The organism is Methylobacterium sp. 77 (assembly GCF_000372825.1).
In the GTDB taxonomy this organism is placed as follows: domain Bacteria; phylum Pseudomonadota; class Alphaproteobacteria; order Rhizobiales; family Beijerinckiaceae; genus Methylobacterium.
This window is the reverse complement of sequence record NZ_KB910516.1, coordinates 2896013-2914264: the sequence shown is the minus strand read 5'-3', so window position 1 is coordinate 2914264 and position 18252 is coordinate 2896013. Positions and strand designations below refer to the sequence as shown.

Genomic DNA, 18252 nt, shown 5'->3' with positions numbered 1-18252 from the left:
CTTTCTAGTCTCTAAGCGAACTTGTCCCGCGGATGAGTACTGAGAACGGGAAAGGGCGCGGCTCGCGCCGCGCCCTTTCAGGGACTCGATGGGGGGGCTCGGAGGGTTCAGTGGGCGTTGGCGCCCGACGCGCCGATGCCGGTCTCCGACCGCACGAACTGCGCATCGAACAGCGCCCGCTCACGCTTGGCCCTGGCGGTGTTGTCGAGTTTCGACACGACGTAGATCGTGAGGAAGGCGAGCGGCATCGAGAACAGGGCCGGGTTGTCGTAGGGGAAGATCGCCACCGGATTGCCGAAGGTCGTCACCCACACCGCCTTCGACAGGATCACCATCCCGACGGCCGCGGTGAGACCGACGAAGCCGCCGATGAGTGCGCCCCAGGTGGTCGTGCCCCGCCACAGGATCGACATGGTGAGGATGGGGAAGTTGCAGCTCGCCGCCACCGAGAACGCGAGGCCGACCATGAAGGCGACGTTCTGGTTCTCGAAGACGTAGCCGAGATAGATCGCCACGATGCCGATGACGACCGCCGAGATCTTGGAGAGCCGGACCTCCGAGGCTTCGTTGGTGCGCCCGCGGGCGATGACGCTGGCATAGAGATCGTGGCTGACGGCCGAGGCGCCGGCGAGCGTCAGGCCGGCCACTACCGCGAGGATGGTCGCGAAGGCCACCGCCGAGATGAAGCCGAGGAAGTAGGGACCGCCGACGGCGTTGGCGAGGTTCACCGCGACCATGTTGGTGCCGCCGACCATGCCCTTGAGCTTGTCGAAGGCGCCCGCCGCGTCGAGCTTGAAATAGGCCGGGTCGGACATCAGCAGGGCGATGCCGCCGAAGCCGATGATGAAAGTGAGGATGTAGAAGTAGCCGATCAGGCCGGTGGCGTAGAACACCGACTTGCGGGCTGCCTGGGCATCGGAAACGGTGAAGAAGCGCATCAGGATGTGCGGCAGACCGGCGGTGCCGAACATCAGGCCGACGCCGAGCGAGATCGCCTCGATCGGGTTCGAGACGAGGCCGCCCGGCGCCATGATGGAATCGCCCTTCGGGTGGGTCGCGACGGCCGCCGAGAACAGCGCCTCGGGATTGAAGCCGTACTTGTACAGCACCGCGCCGGCCATGAAGGTGGCGCCGCCGAGAAGCAGGCAGGCCTTGATCACCTGGACCCAGGTGGTGGCCTTCATGCCGCCGAACGCCACGTAGACGATCATCAGCACGCCGACGATCACCACGGCATAGAGGTATTCGAGGCCGAACAGGAGCTGGATCAGCTTCCCCGCGCCGACCATCTGGGCGATTAGGTAGAAGGCCACGACGACGAGGGTGCCCACCGCCGAGATGATGCGGATCGAGGTCTGGTCGAGGCGGAACGAGGCCACGTCGGCGAAGGTGAACTTGCCGAGGTTGCGCAAGCGTTCGGCAATGAGGAACAGCACGATGGGCCAGCCGACGAGGAAGCCGGTGGAGTAGATCAGGCCGTCGAAGCCCGACGTGTAGACGAGGCCCGAGATGCCGAGGAACGAGGCCGCCGACATGTAGTCGCCGGCGATCGCCAGCGAGTTGGTGCCGGCCGAGATGCCGCCGCCCGCGGCGTAGAAGTCGGAGGCCGACTTTGTGCCCTTGGCGGCTTTGTAGGTAATGCCGAGGGTGAAGAGCACGAAGAACGCGAACATGCCGATGGCCGGCCAGTTCGTCGGTGCCTTCGTGACGGCACCGATATCCGGGCCGGCGGCATAGGCCGCACCGGCGAGGATCACGGCGAGGGTGGTGCCGAGAGCGATGGGATGCGCTGAGCGGATCATCGGCCGAGGTCTCGCTTGAGCGCGGCGGTCAGATCGTCGAAGCGGCCGTTGGCGCGCTGGACGTAGATGCCGGTGAGAATGAAGGCGAAGACGATCACGGCGACGCCGAGGACCAGGCCGAGGGAGGCGGTGCCGCCGCCGATCTTCACCGCCAGCAGCGACTTGTCGAAGGCGATGAGACCGATGAAGCCGAAATAGACGAGCAGCATCAGGATCGTCAGCGTCCAGCCGAACCGCGTGCGCTCGTGGACGAGCTCCTTGAAATGCGGGTTCTGCGCGATCCGCGCAGTCTCGATATCAGACATGGCGTTACCTTCCCTAAATGCCGTTGCTCTTCTGAGCGGAGCTTTCGGCTTGAGTTGTCGTGTGATGATGGGGGCGAATGCGATCGATGCGGCTCAAAACGGTCCCGTGTCCCAAGTCCCTTTGACGCAGGCATCGGGACACACGAAACGGCCGAGGCGATCATTCGAAGTTGGAATAAGCGATCGTCCGGCGCACCCCATGCGAGGCGCGCCGGTTCGTTGCGGAAAACGCTGCGTTCAGGATGCGCGGTTCTGACGGTTCTCGATCAGATCCTCGACCACGGCCGGCTCGGCCAGGGTCGAGGTGTCGCCGAGCGAGGAGAACTCGTCCTCCGCGATCTTGCGCAGGATGCGTCGCATGATCTTGCCCGAGCGGGTCTTGGGCAGGCCGGGCGCGAACTGGATCAGGTCCGGCGAGGCGATGGGGCCGATATCCTTGCGGACCCAGGCCACCAGTTCCTTCCGCAGTTCGTCCGAGCCGTCCTCGCCCTCCATCAGGGTGACGTAGGCATAGATGCCCTGTCCCTTCATGGAATGGGGGTAGCCGACGACGGCCGCTTCCGAGACCTTCGGATGGGCGACCAGGGAGGATTCGACCTCAGCGGTGCCCATGCGGTGGCCCGAGACGTTGATGACGTCGTCGACGCGGCCGGTGATCCAGTAATAGCCGTCCTCATCCCGGCGGCAGCCGTCGCCGGTGAAGTAGAGGTTCGGGTAGGTGGAGAAGTAGGTCTGTTCGAACCGCTCGTGGTCGCCGTAGACCGTGCGCATCTGGCCCGGCCAGGAATCCTTGATGCAGAGGTTACCCTCGCACGGACCGTCGAGCTCCTTGCCCTCGGCATCGACGATCAGCGGCTGCACCCCGAAGAACGGCCGCGTGGCCGAGCCGGGCTTCAGCTTGGTGGCGCCGGGCAGCGGGGTGATGAGGATGCCGCCGGTCTCGGTCTGCCACCAGGTATCGACGATGGGGCAGCGGCTGTCGCCGACCACGCGGTAGTACCAGTCCCACGCTTCCGGGTTGATCGGTTCGCCGACGGAGCCGAGGATGCGGAGCGAGGCGCGCGAGGTCTTCTTCACCGGGCCTTCGCCGCCGCCCATGAGCGAGCGGATCGCGGTGGGCGCGGTGTAGAAGATGTTGACCTTGTGCTTGTCCACCACGTCCCAGAACCGCGAGGTGGACGGATAGGTCGGGATGCCCTCGAACATCAGGGTCGTCGCGCCGTTGGCGAGGGGGCCGTAGACGATGTAGCTGTGCCCGGTGACCCAGCCGACATCGGCCGTGCACCAGTAGACCTCGCCTTCGCGGTAATCGAAGACGTATTGGTGGGTCATCGACGCGTAGACGAGATAACCGCCGGTGGTGTGGACCACGCCCTTCGGCTGGCCGGTCGAGCCGGACGTGTAGAGGATGAAGAGCGGGTGCTCCGCCTCCACGGCCAAGGCCGGGCAGTCGTCGGTGACCTGGGCGGCGGCCTCGTCATAATAGACGTCGCGGCCGGGCTCCATCGGCACGCTCGTGCCGGTGCGGCGCACCACGACGACGTGATCCACGGCGTCCTTGCCGAGCCGCGCGATCGCGGCATCCACATTCGCCTTCAGCGCGACCTTGCGGCCGCCGCGCAGGCCTTCGTCGGCGGTGATGACGAGCTTGGAGGCGCAGCCCTCGATGCGGCCGGCCAGGGAGTCCGGGGAGAAGCCGCCGAAGACGATGGAATGGACCGCGCCGAGCCGGGCGCAGGCCAGCATGGCATAGGCGGCTTCCGGGATCATCGGCAGGTAGAGCGTGACGCGATCACCCTTGCCGACGCCGCGATTGCGCAGCACGTTGGCCATGCGGCCGACTTCCGAATGAAGCTGGCGATAGGTGATGTGCTTGGATTCGTTGGGGTCGTCGCCTTCCCAGATGATCGCCACCTGGTCGCCGCGCGTCGCGAGATGACGGTCGATGCAGTTGTAAGCGACGTTGGTCTTGCCGTCCTCGAACCATTTGATCGAGACTTTGCCGGGAGCGAAGCTGGTGTTCTTCACGGTCGAGTAGGGTGTCGACCAGTCGATCCGCTTGCCGTGCTCACCCCAGAAGGCAGCAGGGTCGTCCACCGAGGACTTGTACATCGCCTGATATCCGGCGTCGTCTACATGCGCACCGTCGATCCAGGCCGCGCGAACGTCGACCACCTTCTCGCTCATGACGTTTTCCCTGTTGGTGACCGATCGTATCGCGAGAACCGCGCAGCCGGGACTTCCAATCTGTTCTTAGGCGCAGGGACAGACGGATCGCAAGCGCGAAGGGGACGGATGCACCGGCGCCTGTACCCCCCTTTTGGGGGAATACTCCTCGGCATCGCCGGCGCAAGGATCAGTTGCAGCCGATGCAGATCCCCTTGATCCCGGAACCTTCGGTCTTACGCTGCTTGCGGCGCTCGGCCGGCTTCAGCGGCGTGTCGGCCGCGGCCGCCGCACCCGGGGGCTTGGTGACGCCGGTGGGGGCGATGTTTCGAAATTGGCCGGCGGATTCGACGTTGCCGCCGGAGGGCTGCGACGTGCCGGCGCCCTGGGCGTAGGCGGCGGTGCCGCTGAGGGACAGGCCCGTCGCCGAAAGCCCGGTCACGGCAAGGGCCGATACGAGGGCGAGGATGGACGCACGCATGGACGTTCTCCTGAAGTTCTTCGCAAGTATGGACAGAAGAACGGGTGCGGGCGTTCCCGGTTGCCTGTGCTCCTCGCTTCCCGGAATCGCCACAGAATTCAAGGTGGCGGCGCGCAGGGTTCGGTCCTGGCCGGCCAGTCCGGGTTTGCGGTGCGGAAATCGGCCACCACCGCATCGAGGCGGGCTTCCACCAGATCGTTCATCTGCGGCACGGCCCCCGCTGCCCGAAGCCATTTGGCGCCGTCCCAGACCTGTATGAAGCCGGCCGGGCGGCCGCCATGGTCGCGGCAGGTGAGGGTGACGGAATGGGCGAAGCCCGCCAGCCCGAACACCTTCCAGCGGCTTTCGTCCACGGACAGGCTCTCGAAGCTGCGGCGAACGTCCTCGCCGCGCACCGGCGCGCCGCGCCGCGCTCTCTGAGCCTCGGCGATCGCTTCGGCGGCCAGCACGGCGTTGTAGACGCCACGGTTGTAGTGGGTTTCGCCCGAGCCGTCCTTCGGCGTCGAGGACAGCCCGCGATCGGTGACGAAGAGGTCGATGGCGTCGAAAGCCGGAAAGGCATCGCCGAAAGCGTGGCGGCTGACCTCCTTGAAGCCTCGACTCGCCGACCCCGTGCGGCGGATGCCATCCTGGTCGGGCCAGCGCAGGGCGATCATCCGATCCGGCGGGAAGCCGACCTTGAGGGCCTCCTCGACGGAGGCGCCGCTCTGCGTCCCTTGTCCGAGCAGCAGGATGTGGTCGGGGGGCGAGGCGGCGATGCGCGTCCACAAGGCGGCCTTGCCGGCTTCGGTCTCGTCATCCGCGAAGAGAGGCGTCGAGAAGCCGTAGCGCGTGGCCAGCTCCCGCAGGACGGCGAGGGCGGAAGGGTCGGCGCGCGCGTCGCTGTAGACGAGGCCGATGGAGAGGCCTTGCAACTCGGACAGACCTCCGAGCCTGTTCGCGAGATATCGGATGGCGATCGTCATGCCGCCGAGCACGGTGGCGGAGGGGTTGAACACCCATGGGAGGAGGTCGCCGCGCGTGCCGGCAGGGAAACCGTCGGCGAGGGACAGGATCGGGATCCGGTCGCGCGAGGACGGCTGCAGCAACGCCAAGGTGACGCCCCTGTCGGGCGTGGTGATCAGGACCGACCCGGCCTCCCGGGCCGCGGCATAGCAGTTGCGGGCGCGTTCGACGTCCGAGGCCACCTCGCATTCCTCGACCAGGATCGGCACAGAGCCGATCCCGCCGTCGCGCTGGTTCAGCAACTCCAGATAATCGTGCATGCCGTTGGCGACTCGAGCGCCGATGGCGGAGTTGGGGCCGGTGCGATTGGTGAGGAGGGTCACGCGGACGGGCTCGGCCGCCGCGGCCGGCAGGCAGAGCGTGGAGAGCAGGGCCGCAACGGCCAACGGCCGCAATCGGTGCCTCGTCATGGGTGCTGCATCGTGGCCGCTCCTCGATGGCCGCATGGTCGGCCCCCATCGATCGCGCGATGCGCCGCACGATGCACTGCGCATGCCCGCCGGATGATGCCAGATGCAAGGCCGTGAGACGAGCCGGGCTCGTCTCTTAAATCACGCGGTTTTCGTCACTGCCTGCGGCGGGAACAGCATCTCGACCAGGGTGCCTTCGTCCTTCCGGCTCTCGATCCGGAAGCGCCCGTGATTGGCCTCGACCAAGGCCTTCGTCAGAGGCAGGCCGAGGCCTGTCCCCGCGCTTCGCCCGTCCGGCCTTCCCTTGGCCGGCCCCGATACGGCGATCTGCCGGAACGGTTCGAGGGCGGTCTCGACCTCGTCCGGCGTCATTCCGATCCCGGTGTCGCGCACCCTGAGGGCGATCTCGCCCCGGTCGGCCAAGGTGGTGGAGACGATGACCTGTCCGCCGGCCTCGGTGAAGGCGATTGCGTTGGCGATGATGTTGAGCGCAGCCTGCCGCACCGAGCGCTCGTCAGCGACGAGGATCGGAAGGTCGTTGGAGAAGCTCGTGCGCACGACGATCCGGTCGCGCAACGCCTGGGGCTGCAACATCGCGACGCAATGCGTGACCACGTCGTTCAGAGGCACTTCCGCGAAAGTCAGGTCGAGGCGTCCCGCCTCGATCTTGGCGAGGTCGAGGAGATCGTTGACGAGACTGAGCACGTGCTTGCCCGAGGCGTGGATGTCGCCGAGATAGTCGCGGTAACGCTCGTTGCCGATCGGTCCGAACGGCTCGGCGAGCATCATGTCGGCGAAGCCGAGGATGCCGTTCATCGGCGTGCGGATTTCGTGGCTGATCCGGGCGAGGAAGTCGGATTTGCGCGCGCTCGCATATTCCGCCGCGCGCCGAGCGCTCGAGGCCTCGGCGGCGACGCTTCTCGCGACGCGGACATCCCGGACCGTCATGGCCATTCGGCCATCGTCGCGCCCTGCGAGCGGGGCGACCCTGATCACCATCGGCAGCATGCCGGCGGCCGTGCAGCCGATGACATCGGGAGTGGTGTGCGCGCCAACGTCCCGGTCCGGGCCGGCGACGCCGTGAATGCTGGCGAGCACGTCGACGGCGCTCTCCGGCGCGAACAGGCTGAGGATGCCGGCGCCGACGATCTCGCGCGGATCGAGACCGAAGGTGGTCGCCGCGCTGCGGTTGAGCCCGATGATCCTCGCATTCCGGTCGAGCGTGATGATGGCATCGTCGAGGCTGTCGAGCACCGCCTGCGCGTCGGCGGCACGGGCTCCGGCGAAGGCATCGGCGATCTGTAGCGCGACCCGTTCGCGGGCGGGTTCGCTCGCGGCCGCGTCGCGGATGAGGAGGAGTTGGGCAGGCGTGCCGCCCCAATCAAGCTCGGAGGCCTGCATGTCGACGCTCAGGCGACTGCCTGCCGCCGTCGTGAGGATGGCAGGCGCACCGCTCACGGTGCGCTCGTGCGGGACGAGCCCCCCGAACAGCCTGCCGATGCCGCCGGACGCCGCGAGGTCGGCAAGCTCGGCAAACCCCGCCATCGTGAGCAATCGGCGGTTGGCGAACAGGACGCTGGACCCGCGATAGACCATCACGCCATCGGGCAGCCGCTCCAGCGTCGCCGCCACGGCCATCGTGGGGTCGTCGGATGCCGGCTCGGCAGAGCGCGCCATCATGGTCGGGAACGGAGTCACCGATCCGCTCGCCACGCGCTCGTCGCCCGACTTCACCGCTGCGGACGGCTCGTCGGTTTCGGCATCGCCGGCAAAGCGTGCACCGAGGGCGCGGGCGATCTCGCGGAACGCAGCATGCTCGTGGCTGGACAGGTGAGGGTCCTGGAACGCCGTCCAGCCGCCGTCCTGCGAGGGCGCCACATCCTGAGAAAGAACCGGGGAGGACTCTGTTGCGAAGCCGTTCTCGTCCAGGGGCTTTTCGGACGCTGCGACGATGGGCTCTCGGGCTGGCACATTGTCCTTCGACGGGGCCGCATCCGCATGAGGGGTGACGAACTCATTCCAGTTTTCGGCCACCGGCAGGAAAACCGCCTCCGGCGTCGCTTCCGTCCTGGGAAATTCAGAGGCTTCGGAGGCCGGCGCGCGCGAGGAGTCCGGCGCCTTGCCCGCATCCGCCTCGGCAATGCCGTGCGCATCGCGCTCCCGCTCAACCTGAGGCGGATTGGTTGGGCTGTTGCTGGCGGAGTCCTCGGGGGCCTCTCGTTCTTGCTGCGTCTCCGGCTCCTGTGCCGGTGGCGCGAGCGATAGGCGCACCAGGGCAAAACCGTTGAAGCCGCTGAAATCGGCGCCCGGACGCTGGATCGGCGTGCCCGAGATGTCGAGGTCCAGCGCGCCCGGGGCACCATCGGTCCGCAGGGTGACGGAGATCGCGCGGAAGGTGCGGCGCTGGGCGAGGGCGAGCAGGAGCCCTTCGGCGTCGAGCAGCGCGCGGGTCTGGGACAGGGCGGCCCATGTCTTGCCGATCAAGGCCGGCCTGATGGAAGCGGCGGCGGCGCCTGAAATGTCGGTCAGCCTGTCGTCGGCGTCGCTTTTCCAGACGACGCGGCCGGTCGGAGACGGCAGGTTCTCGAGGAGGGGAGTCTCGATCGGCGCCGTGGCCTCCGTCTGCGGCATGTCCGGCTCGGCGACGGCTTTGGGAGCCAGTGCGCGGAGACCCGGCACGCGGTCGAGGGGCGCGAGGATGAGCAGATTGCGCCCCGACCCGTCCTTGGTCCGCAGAACCAGGCATGTCGTGGCCGGCCCGAGACGGCGTGATTCGAAACGCAGCTTCACCAAGGTCGGCTTATCGAGCGACAGGCCGCGCGGGCGAATCTGCTCGGCCAGACGAATCACCTCGGCAATCCGACCCGAATCATCGGTGGCGATCGCCCGCTGAAGCCGCTCCGCCGCGGCCGATGCCAGCAGAATCCGCTCGCCTGTTCCATCCAGAACAAGCCAAGTGGCGTCTGCCGCGCTCAAGCGGGGGCCGAACCGCGAATCACGGCTCCAGTCCAGGACAAGCTTGCCGAGGTCCGGTTCAGAGTCAGAGGTCGGCTTTTCAGTCCCTTTTTCGAACATTCGCACTCGTTTCGCGTGACACGCCGGTGATTCGCGCCCTTTTTTAACCGCAACGCACCGCCGATGTGGACACCAAGCGTCTCCGGTGCGCGTTTACCTTTTGTCATCCTTAATGCCACGCCCGAGGGTGGCATAGGGCGGGCGGTGTGTTATTGTGCAGCGCACAACAAACGATCAACAAGCAAGTTCAGAGGAGACGGATATGAGCAATACCCCGAACTATGAAGTGCCTGCCGAGATGCGTGATTTCGCCGAGAAGAGCGTCGACCAGGCGCGCAAGGCCTTCGATTCGTTCATCGGCGCCGCTCGCAAAACCGCCGACACCGTCCAGGGCTCGGCCGAGACGGCCCGCACCAGCGCGCATGACGTCTCCGCCCGCGGCTTCGAGTTCGCCGAGCAGAACGTGAACGCCGCTTTCGATCTGGCCCAGAAGCTGGTTCGCTCGCGCGACCTGCAGGAAGCCATGCAGCATCAGGCCGAGTTCGTTCGCAGCCAGTTCGCCGCGATCCAGGCCCAGGCCAAGGAGTTCGGCGGCCTCGCACAGAGTGCGATGCAGCAAGGCGCCGAGAAGGCCAAGGCCGCCATGCAGGAGGGCGCCGAGAACACCCGCAAGGCGATGGAGCAGGGTACGGAAGCGGCTCGCAAGGCCGGCGCCGATGCCGAGCAGGCCATCCGCAACGCAAACAACTGAGTCTTGCGACTCGGTTCTGATCTTGTCCCGGCGGGCTCCCTGTCCGTCCGCTGAAAGAGCCCGTCCCGCCGTCAAGGCGGGGCGGGTTTTTTGTTGCACCGCGTTCGAGAGCGGGAGGGTCCGCGATGCCGTGTCGACTCGTCCGCCCGCGAACGCGCCACTGAAGCGGCGCTGACGAAGCTGGCTGGCCTATCCCGACGCCCAGCCAGTCGCTTGGGATGCCACTACTTCTGTCGATGACGATGACTTCGTAGGCGTGTCGGTGAGGGCGGCCTGAGGCGTTGGGCATCGACGGCCCGTTCCCGACGAACGATCTCAGAGCTGCATCACGGTAGCCCCCGACATCGGCTGTCCGGGGTAGGATTGGCAAAGACCCGGCATCTGTGGTTCGAGGAAACGAGGACAGCGAGGGACGAGACGATCCGTGGATATCAAAGTGGGTGACTACGTTGCGTCGGACGACAACGAGGCGACCATGAGTGTGATCGGGATCGAGGGCGACAGAGCCCTGTGCCGCTGGTTCGTGGATGGCGATGTCGATGGCGAGGAGCGGCAAGCGTGGCTGCCGGTTGCGTCGCTGACGGTCCTGTAGCGGCCGACGGCCGGACACGAGGTCGTGTCTTCTTACCCCCGCGCCTTGCCGGCGGCGGCGGACGTGCGACGACACGCTTGCACCGCGAGGGCCGGTCTCATAACCCTGGCGCCCCGCCCGGATTTCGGGCTCGTCGAAGAGGGCGATCCTTCATGCGACCTGGTTTCACGCGCTCCGCCCAGCGTCTCGGCCTGATGGCCCTCGCACTGGCCGGCGTCCTTTCCGCAGGCGCCGCCAGCGCGCAATATGACGATGACGGCTACGATCGGCCGCCGCCCCGTCGCGGCTATTACGACGATCGTGGCCCGCCGCCGCCCCGCCGGGCCGTCGGCCTGAATTGCGATGCGGTGCAATCCGGCTTCAGCGGGCCTCAGCCCTATTCCTGTCCGCTGCCCGGGCCCCGCCCTCTGGGCGCCCGCTGCTTCTGCGACCTGCCGCTCGCGCCGTTCAGCCCGGCACAGACGGCAGTGGGCCGCGTCGTCCCGTAAACGGACGTCGGACGCTATATCTCATCGACGCCGAACGACGACGCCGCACCATCGTGAGATGGCGCGGCGTCGTCGGTTATCGATCGATGTAGGGCTCAGTTCAGGACGACGACCTTGGCGCCGACCTTCACGCGCTCGTAGAGATCCGTGACGTCGTCATTGGTCATCCGGATGCAACCGGAGGAGACGGCCTGGCCGATCGTGTCGGGCTCGTTGGAGCCGTGAATCCGGTACTCGGTATTGCCGATATACATGGCGCGGGCGCCGAGTGGGTTCTCGACACCGCCTGCCATGTAGCGCGGCAGGTCGGGACGGCGGGCGATCATCGCGGCCGGCGGCGTCCATGACGGCCATTCGCGCTTGGCGGTGACGGTCTTGGTGCCCGACCATGTGAAGCCGGGACGGCCGACGCCGACGCCGTAGCGGATGGCCTCGCCGTTCGGCATCACGAAGTAGAGACGACGCTCGGCCGTCGAGACCACGACGGTCCCCGGCTTGTACTCGCTGCGGAAGCTCACGATCTCGCGCGGGATCGGTGCGACCTGAGCCTGGGGAGCGGCCTGTGCACCCTGACCGACCGTGCCCTGATAGCCGTAAGGATTGTACGACGGCTGGCTGTACTCGGTCTCGGGGTAGTAATCGTCGCCGCCCGTTCCGAACGGATCGTAGGAGGAGGCGGCGAGGACGGGGGTGGAAACGAGGAGGCAGGCACCCATCATGCCTGCAAATGCGGTCGCCAACGTCTTCATGGTCGGATGCCTTACCTGTGCGGTAACCTTTGCTATACAAGCGTAGGCGTAGCCCGGTGGTTCCACCCCCTTTTGCAGATTTCACGCCTCGTTAACGTGGGCCTATGAAATCAGTAAACCTCGTCGGTATGGACGTCGAAACGGGCGAGATGCGAGTAGCCGAAATTGGTGGTGATCGCGACATCGGTGGCATCGCGACCACGGGCCATGACGATACGGCCGATGCGCGGCGTGTTGTGGCGGGCGTCGAACGTGTACCAGCGGCCATCGAGATAGACCTCGAACCAGGCCGAGAAATCCATCGGGTCCGGCACGGGCGGGATGCCGATATCGCCGAGATAGCCGGTGCAGTAACGCGCCGGGATGTTCATGCAGCGGCAGAAGGCGACGGCAAGATGCGCGAAGTCGCGGCAGACGCCCTGGCGCTGCATGAAGCCGTCCCATGCCGTCCGTGTCGCGTCGGCCAACATGTAGTCGAAGCGGATGCGGTCATGGACGTAGTCGCAGATCGCCTGGACCCGCGACCATCCCGGCATCGTCCCGCCGAACAGTGACCACGCCGTCTCGGAGAGCTTGTCGGTGTCGCAATATCGGCTGCCGAGGAGGTAGACGAGCACGTCGCTCGGCAGGTTCTGCACGTCGACCTGTTGCGCGTAGGGAGCGTATTCGTCGGGCAAGCCCGTATCGTAGACCGTGAAATCCGCCGAGATGTCGAGCCGGCCCAAGGGCGTGACGATGCGGGTGCAGATGTTGTCGTAGACGTCCCGGTACTCCTGGAACGGGATCGGCGGATTGAAGGTGATGACATGCGGCGTCATCACGTCCGGCATGCGAGAGGGGTGCACGCTCAGTTCGAGGATCATGGGCGTCGGCTGAACCGATTCGAAGGCAATGTCGAACCCAGTTCTGATCTTCATCGTCATCGCCCCATATTCAAGAAGGTGTGGTCTGGACCCTGCTGCGTCAGGCGGCACGGGCCTGTTCGTCGTCAACGCACGAGCATTGGATCCGGTGTGCGGTGCTCGAGAGAACTCAGTTCGACTTCGTCGACCTCGACGCTGACGGACATGCCGAGATCGTCCGCCGGAAATCCGAAGAAGGAGCCATGCAGCGGCACCGCCTGGCGCGGGTCGCGCGCGACGGCGACGCGGATGAGGTCGCGGTTGCCGACGATGCCGTTGGTGGGATCGAATTCGATCCATCCCGCGCCGGGCAGGTAGACCTGAACCCAGGCATGGGTCGAGCCGCCGCCGACATGGCGGTCGCGGTCGCCGCGCGGGTTGTAGAGGTAGCCGGAGACGAAACGGGCGGCCATGCCGAGGGCGCGGACCGCCTCGATCATCAGCACCGCGAAATCACGACAGCTTCCGCGCTTGAGGCGCAGGGTGGTGACGGGATCCTGCACGCCCTTCTCGGAGCGGGCGAGGTAGGCGAAGTTACGCCGGACATGCCGGGTCATGTCCGCCAGCAGCTCCTGCGTGCTGATGCGGCCGGCCGGCGGAATGAAGCTGCGCGCCCAGGTATCGACCTCGTTCTTCGGGTCGCGATGCTCTCGCTCGATGGAGCGGCTGAGGTCGGGCATGTCGTCGGCGCCGTAGCCGAAGGGATAGAAGGCGGCGTGCGGTGCGATCGGGAATTCCGGCGCGAGTTCAGGCGTGTGGTCGAGGGTGATCGAGCATTCGAAGGTCAGCGAGGAGGCGCGACCTTGGAACGTGGCCACGGCGACGCAATTGCCGAACACGTCGTGCAGCCAGCGCAGGGACGAGGGTTCCGGTGTTATCTTGAGGGTCGCTGCGAGCAGGCGCTGGTCGTAGCTGTCGCGGGGACGGAACATGATCCGGTGCTCGCCCAAACCCACGGGCTGGCGATAGCGGTACGTGGTAATGTGACGGACGGACAGAATCGGCACGTTCACGGGCTCCGCGGCACCGGTCGGTACCACTCTCTCGGATCGATGCAATGCAAGAGGTGCGCCCAAGCCCCTCACGCCCCGTGATTTCGCGTCCGCTCCGCCCTAAGCGGAACCGATGTTCAGGGGACGGCGGGCGGGGGTTCGTGGGTGGCGCGCTCGGCTTCCACCAGCACGTCCTTGGGGCTCCAGGGCTTGGGGATGAAGACGACCCGCTCCGGCAGGAGGTCCGGTCGCGGTGAGCGACGGCCGGAGGTGACGATCATGTGCGCCGTCGGCCACAGCATGGCGACGGCGCGCGCCAACTGCAGGCCGTCCATGACCCCGGAAAGCTGGATATCGGCGAAGACGAGGGCGACGTCGCCGCCCCGGTCCCGCATCACCGCGAGGGCCTCTTCCGCCGAATCGCAGCCGATGGCCTCGAGCTCGGTCTCATCCAGCAGCGAGACCGCCAGTCGCTGCGTCGTCGCTTCGTCCTCGACCACGAGGGCGAGACGGCCGGATTTTCGGACGGGCATCGGTACGACGGGATCGGGCTCGCTCACGGGCTCCGGCGTGTGGACCTGGCGGACGAGGGCGGCGAGGTTCTCCGGAATGCCCTCGGCGATCAGGTCGTCGTAGAAGGAGGCGAGCGCTTCGCCGATCTGGTCCAGGGCGAGACCGGGGGCGAGCGTATCGTGGCCGGCATGCCTGCCGGATGCATCGATTGCCCGCGCATCCATCGACCCCGCCTTCTTCAAGGCAATGGGCGAACGATGGTTCGACGGGCCTTTTGGATCGAGCACGTCATCCCTCCGACTTTCAATAGTTCGCGACCGCACCACGATGTGCGGCTGCAAGTTCAACGTCGGGACTTCGGCGTCAGTTGCTCTCGGCGGTCAATACGTGCGGGGTGAAGGGGGCGATCGACCCGGCCTCGGGCTTCACGCAGCGCGGAAAGGATTGGCGTCGCGCGCTTATTCCGCAGACGCGTCGGCATAGGCCATGACGCCCGAGAGCGAGCGGACGTCGCGGTAGCGGGCGCCGCGGGTGCTCATCATGGTCTCGAACTTCTCGTGGACCTGGGCCACCGACAGGCTCGCCGCCTTGCGACGACCGCGCTGTGCCGCGAAGAAGATGGTGCGGTTGGCGCGCGCCGGACCCGGCAGCATCTGGGCCGCGGCGGATTTCGGCTTGTCGACCACGCTGGCGAGGAACTCCTCGGCATCGTCCGGGCCGAGGAAGTGAGCGAGGTAGACTTCGCCGAGGGTGAGTTCGCGGCCGATGCGGAGTGCGATGCGGGCCGCATCGCGCTTGAGCATCTCGCCCGCCATCAGGGCGGCGAGATAGGGGTCGCGACGCAATTCGAGGATGCGGGTCCGCTCGGCGGCGTCCGTGATCGACGGCTTGCCGTTGTCGCCGGAGACAACGAGGGCGGCTTCCTGTGTCAGGCCGTATTTCGGGCCGAAATCGCGCACGACGCCGAGCCAGGTCCGCTCGATGAACTGGAACAGCCCGGTCGCCGAAGAGGTCTTGGCCTGCACCTCGGTGATGAAGCTCGATTCCTTGTCGGCCACCGCCATCAGCAGGACCGGGTCGGTCTGCACCGCCTGAGCGGCGCGGACGATCTTCTGAACCAGGTGGCGACGGATCTTCATCGGCCCGAATTCGAGGATGTCGTTCGGATCGCCGACGGCGCTCTCGGTCAGCAGGTAATCGTAGGACACCCGATCGACGGCATTCGAGCCGATTTCGGTGTCGAGGTCGTGGATCGGGGCGAAGGCCGAGGAGGCCGTGAGGACGGTCGGCGCCGCGTCGAGGACCGCCGGTACCGCCGAGTGAATCCTGGGCTTGGGCATCGACAACTCGGTCATCGCCTGAGCCGATTGCACTACGGAGCCGAAGCTGCCGGTGCCGCTGCCGTTGAGGACGACGGCGCTCAGGCCGCCCGCGACCAGCATCATCGCGAAGACCGAGCGGGTGAGGGCAGGGCGGCTGCCATGGTCGCGCCCGACCCGATTCGTCAGAGTCAGGGCATCGGAGGATTTCGCCGCATCACCGCCGGCGCCGAAGCGGCGCGAGGGAGGGGCAATCCGTGATGATCCGACCTTCTGAACCCGCATGTGATCGACTCGTCTCCGTGTGGTGGCGCACATCGGCATTTGCGAGGACAGATGTGGCGACAAAACGGCTAGGCTTGTGATCATCCCGTGACGCCGATGGCTGCTTTGAGGCAGCTTGGCCGTTTCGGTGCGGCAAAACGTCGGTTTTGACCGGCCGGAGGAGTTGCCTCCGCCACATCGGCGACGCTCATGTCGCGCCAGTTACAGGATCGTCAGGAGATCACCTTAGCCCGCACGACCTCGACGCTCGAGAGTGTCGGATCGATGGAGCGTGTCCGGTTGGTCGAAAACCGGTTGCCATGAAGCGTCGCGACGGACGCTTGAGGACTGAATGGTACCACTGCCCCGGCTCGAACGGGGGACCTCTTGATCCACAATCAAGCGCTCTAACCAACTGAGCTACAGCGGCACTCGGGCTGCGATGTATCCTGAGGCCGCGGGCATTTCAAGCGTCAGCGGCCTCAGGAATGCAGAATGGGGAAAACTCACCCGCGAGGCGATGCGACCGGGTGCCGAAATCCGGTCGACGGCCGTCGCCTCTCGACCCTAGAGTGCCGCCTGTTTTCCTGTCCCAGTTTATCCTCCGGTCGATGAAGCCATTGAGCGCGCAGCGGCGCGAGTCCCCAGCCGGCCAGGTGCTGGTTCATGTGCCCGGTCGCCTGCGGGCCATGGTGCGCGGCAGCGAGCTCGGCCTCGTGATGCTGGCTGCCTGTGTCGGCGCCGTTGCCGGAATCGCGGTCTCCGTCATGAGCCTCACGACGCAGGCTCTGCGCGAAATCCTCTACCACCTGCCGCACGGGGCTCGCCTCAGCGCATCGACGGATGTGGCGCCGCTCCTCATCCTGTTCGGCCCGGCCGTGGGTGGGCTCGTCCTCGGCCTGATCGCCTTCGGACTCGCCCGCTGGCGCGGCAGGCCGCAGCGGCCCATCGTCGACCCGATCGAGGCCAACGCCCTGCATGGCGGACGGCTCTCGGTGAGGGGGTCGTTCGCCGTCTCGGCCCAGAATGTGATCTCCAACGGAAGCGGCGCCTCGGTCGGTCTCGAGGCCGGCTATACCCAGATCTGCGCCGGCATCGCCTCACGGCTCGGCCTCGCTTTCGAACTGCGCCGGTCGGATCTGCGTACCCTGGTGGGCTGCGGATCGGCGGCCGCCATCGCCGCCGCCTTCGGTGCGCCGCTCACCGGGGCATTCTACGCCTTCGAGCTGATCATCGGCACCTATTCCATCGCGACCCTGACGCCGGTGGTGGTGGCCGCCCTATGCGGGAGCCTCGTCGCCAAGGCGCTGGTGACGCAAAATCCCCTCGTCACCGCCAACGGGCTCGACGCCCTGACGACCGGGCCGATCACGGGCATCGACACATTGCCGAGCCTCGCCCTCGGCCTCGCCTGCGCCGGGCTCGGCATCCTGATCATGCGCGGCGTCACGCTGGTGGAGCAGGGGGTGCGGGCGAGCCATCTGCCGTCCTTTCTCGCTCCGGCCTTCGGTGGCCTCTGCGTCGGCGCCCTGGCGCTGGAAGTCTCGCCGCAGATTCTCTCCGGCGGACACGGCGCCCTCCACCTCCATCTCGATGCGGAGATGCCCGCCATGGGGATCGGAGCCCTGGCGCTGCTCTTCCTGGCCAAGGCCTCGGCTTCGGCGATCTCCATCGGATCGGGCTTTCGCGGTGGGTTGTTCTTCGCCTCCCTGTTCCTCGGCGCACTGGCGGGGAAGCTCTTCGCCGCGCTGATGGCGGAAGCGATCCCCGGCCTTTCCGGGCTCCACGGACTTTCGGGTCTGCAAGGCCTGACCGTCTTCGGCCTGACGCCGCTCGCCTATGCCGTGATCGGCATGAGCGCGCTCGCGGTGGCGGTGATCGGCGGCCCGCTGACGATGACCTTCCTCGCTCTCGAACTCACCGGCAGCTTTCCCATCACCGGCCTCGTCCTCGTGGCGGTGATCGCCTCGTCGATCACCGTGCGGAAGACGTTCGGCTATTCCTTCGCCACTTGGCGCTTTCATCTGCGCGGCGAGAGCATTCGTAGCGCGCACGATATCGGCTGGATCCGGTCCCTCAGCGTCGGGGCGCTGATGCGCCGCGAGGTCGAGACCATGCGGGTCGACATGCCGCTCTGCGATTTTCTCGCCGCGCATCCGCTCGGTTCACCCTCGCGCGTGGTGCTGGTCGACGGGGAGGGCCGCTATGCCGGGATCGTGCTGGTGCCCGAGGCTCATGCCCTGGCAACGGCCAATGGCGAGGCCGCGCTGGCGGAGGCGATGCGCTACGCCGATGTCTTTCTCACCACGGAGATGAACGCCAAGCAGGCAGCCTCCGCCTTCGACGGTGCCGAGAGCGAAGCGTTGGCCGTCGTGGATCATCCGGTCTCGCGCCGGGTGGTCGGGCTGCTCACCGAGAGCCACACCCTCAAGCGCTACAGCGAGGAACTCGACCGGCAGCGGCGGTCGATCATGGGCGAAGCCGCCTGAGCGCACCGC

15 protein-coding genes and 1 tRNA gene are annotated in these 18252 nt (G+C 66.7%); 4 read left to right on the top strand and 12 right to left on the bottom strand.

All coding sequences use genetic code 11. The features are described from left to right. Nucleotides 1-107: 107 nt before the first annotated feature. The 6 genes from A3OK_RS0113760 to A3OK_RS0113735 form a co-directional block, all read right to left on the bottom strand. Nucleotides 108-1802: a cation acetate symporter gene (locus A3OK_RS0113760; protein WP_019905465.1), complete on the bottom strand. Its 1695-nt coding sequence runs from the start codon at nt 1800-1802 to the stop codon at nt 108-110. Beyond that, the gene (locus tag A3OK_RS0113755) at nt 1799-2107 is read right to left on the bottom strand and encodes a DUF485 domain-containing protein (protein ID WP_019905464.1); all 309 of its coding nucleotides are present in this window, start codon (nt 2105-2107) and stop codon (nt 1799-1801) included. The genes A3OK_RS0113760 and A3OK_RS0113755 overlap by 4 nt, the downstream gene beginning before the upstream one ends. Nucleotides 2108-2344: 237 nt before the next feature. Further along, nucleotides 2345-4294, bottom strand: coding sequence for an acetate--CoA ligase (gene acs / locus A3OK_RS0113750; protein ID WP_019905463.1), 1950 nt, complete (start codon nt 4292-4294; stop codon nt 2345-2347). 169 nt (nt 4295-4463) lie between these two features. After that, complete coding sequence (locus A3OK_RS0113745) at nt 4464-4754, bottom strand: hypothetical protein (protein WP_019905462.1); 291 nt, start codon at nt 4752-4754, stop codon at nt 4464-4466. A gap of 98 nt (nt 4755-4852) precedes the next feature. Further along, a complete protein-coding gene (locus A3OK_RS0113740) occupies nt 4853-6154 on the bottom strand; it encodes an ABC transporter substrate-binding protein (protein WP_245259355.1) in 1302 nt (433 codons plus the stop codon). 156 nt (nt 6155-6310) lie between these two features. Further along, on the bottom strand, nt 6311-9145 hold the full coding sequence (locus A3OK_RS0113735) for a histidine kinase dimerization/phospho-acceptor domain-containing protein (RefSeq protein WP_196805438.1): 2835 nt from the start codon (nt 9143-9145) through the stop codon (nt 6311-6313). A gap of 301 nt (nt 9146-9446) precedes the next feature. Between A3OK_RS0113735 and A3OK_RS0113730 the strand changes: the two genes are divergently transcribed. The 3 genes from A3OK_RS0113730 to A3OK_RS0113720 all read left to right on the top strand — a co-directional run bounded on the left by A3OK_RS0113730 (nt 9447) and on the right by A3OK_RS0113720 (nt 11015). Further along, nucleotides 9447-9935: a phasin gene (locus A3OK_RS0113730; RefSeq protein ID WP_019905459.1), complete on the top strand. Its 489-nt coding sequence runs from the start codon at nt 9447-9449 to the stop codon at nt 9933-9935. A 436-nt stretch (nt 9936-10371) separates the two neighbouring features. Continuing rightward, nucleotides 10372-10527 (top strand): hypothetical protein, encoded by a 156-nt coding sequence (locus A3OK_RS24340; RefSeq protein WP_196805497.1) that lies wholly within the window; start codon nt 10372-10374, stop codon nt 10525-10527. A gap of 194 nt (nt 10528-10721) precedes the next feature. Beyond that, entirely contained in the window at nt 10722-11015 is a 294-nt protein-coding gene (locus A3OK_RS0113720) for a hypothetical protein (protein WP_081631252.1), read from the top strand. A gap of 95 nt (nt 11016-11110) precedes the next feature. On the opposite strand, the gene A3OK_RS0113715 is transcribed toward A3OK_RS0113720, so the two are convergent. The 6 genes from A3OK_RS0113715 to A3OK_RS0113690 all read right to left on the bottom strand — a co-directional run bounded on the left by A3OK_RS0113715 (nt 11111) and on the right by A3OK_RS0113690 (nt 16184). After that, a complete protein-coding gene (locus A3OK_RS0113715) occupies nt 11111-11764 on the bottom strand; it encodes a L,D-transpeptidase (protein WP_026597258.1) in 654 nt (217 codons plus the stop codon). 110 nt (nt 11765-11874) lie between these two features. Then, on the bottom strand, nt 11875-12681 hold the full coding sequence (locus tag A3OK_RS0113710) for a transglutaminase family protein (RefSeq protein WP_026597257.1): 807 nt from the start codon (nt 12679-12681) through the stop codon (nt 11875-11877). A gap of 71 nt (nt 12682-12752) precedes the next feature. Next, complete coding sequence (locus A3OK_RS0113705) at nt 12753-13673, bottom strand: transglutaminase family protein (protein ID WP_036302835.1); 921 nt, start codon at nt 13671-13673, stop codon at nt 12753-12755. A gap of 122 nt (nt 13674-13795) precedes the next feature. Further along, nucleotides 13796-14395 carry a response regulator gene (locus A3OK_RS0113700; protein WP_081631251.1) on the bottom strand — a complete coding sequence of 200 codons (600 nt, stop codon included), beginning with the start codon at nt 14393-14395 and terminating at the stop codon, nt 13796-13798. A 234-nt stretch (nt 14396-14629) separates the two neighbouring features. Then, a complete protein-coding gene (locus A3OK_RS0113695) occupies nt 14630-15775 on the bottom strand; it encodes a transglycosylase SLT domain-containing protein (protein ID WP_019905452.1) in 1146 nt (381 codons plus the stop codon). A gap of 332 nt (nt 15776-16107) precedes the next feature. Continuing rightward, nucleotides 16108-16184 (bottom strand) — tRNA-His (locus tag A3OK_RS0113690). A 259-nt stretch (nt 16185-16443) separates the two neighbouring features. Between A3OK_RS0113690 and A3OK_RS0113685 the strand changes: the two genes are divergently transcribed. After that, nucleotides 16444-18243, top strand: coding sequence for a chloride channel protein (locus A3OK_RS0113685; protein WP_245259437.1), 1800 nt, complete (start codon nt 16444-16446; stop codon nt 18241-18243). Nucleotides 18244-18252 lie beyond the last annotated feature (9 nt).

What these genes read in the sequence shown, in the direction of transcription:
- A3OK_RS0113760 (WP_019905465.1), bottom strand. Translation starts at nt 1,802, where the DNA reads ATGATCCGCTCAGCGCATCCCATCGCTCTCGGCACCACCCTCGCCGTG.
- A3OK_RS0113755 (WP_019905464.1), bottom strand. Translation starts at nt 2,107, where the DNA reads ATGTCTGATATCGAGACTGCGCGGATCGCGCAGAACCCGCATTTCAAG.
- acs (WP_019905463.1), bottom strand. Translation starts at nt 4,294, where the DNA reads ATGAGCGAGAAGGTGGTCGACGTTCGCGCGGCCTGGATCGACGGTGCG.
- A3OK_RS0113745 (WP_019905462.1), bottom strand. Translation starts at nt 4,754, where the DNA reads ATGCGTGCGTCCATCCTCGCCCTCGTATCGGCCCTTGCCGTGACCGGG.
- A3OK_RS0113730 (WP_019905459.1), top strand. Translation starts at nt 9,447, where the DNA reads ATGAGCAATACCCCGAACTATGAAGTGCCTGCCGAGATGCGTGATTTC.
- A3OK_RS0113720 (WP_081631252.1), top strand. Translation starts at nt 10,722, where the DNA reads ATGGCCCTCGCACTGGCCGGCGTCCTTTCCGCAGGCGCCGCCAGCGCG.
- A3OK_RS0113715 (WP_026597258.1), bottom strand. Translation starts at nt 11,764, where the DNA reads ATGAAGACGTTGGCGACCGCATTTGCAGGCATGATGGGTGCCTGCCTC.
- A3OK_RS0113710 (WP_026597257.1), bottom strand. Translation starts at nt 12,681, where the DNA reads ATGAAGATCAGAACTGGGTTCGACATTGCCTTCGAATCGGTTCAGCCG.
- A3OK_RS0113700 (WP_081631251.1), bottom strand. Translation starts at nt 14,395, where the DNA reads ATGGATGCGCGGGCAATCGATGCATCCGGCAGGCATGCCGGCCACGAT.
- A3OK_RS0113695 (WP_019905452.1), bottom strand. Translation starts at nt 15,775, where the DNA reads ATGCGGGTTCAGAAGGTCGGATCATCACGGATTGCCCCTCCCTCGCGC.
- A3OK_RS0113685 (WP_245259437.1), top strand. Translation starts at nt 16,444, where the DNA reads ATGGTGCGCGGCAGCGAGCTCGGCCTCGTGATGCTGGCTGCCTGTGTC.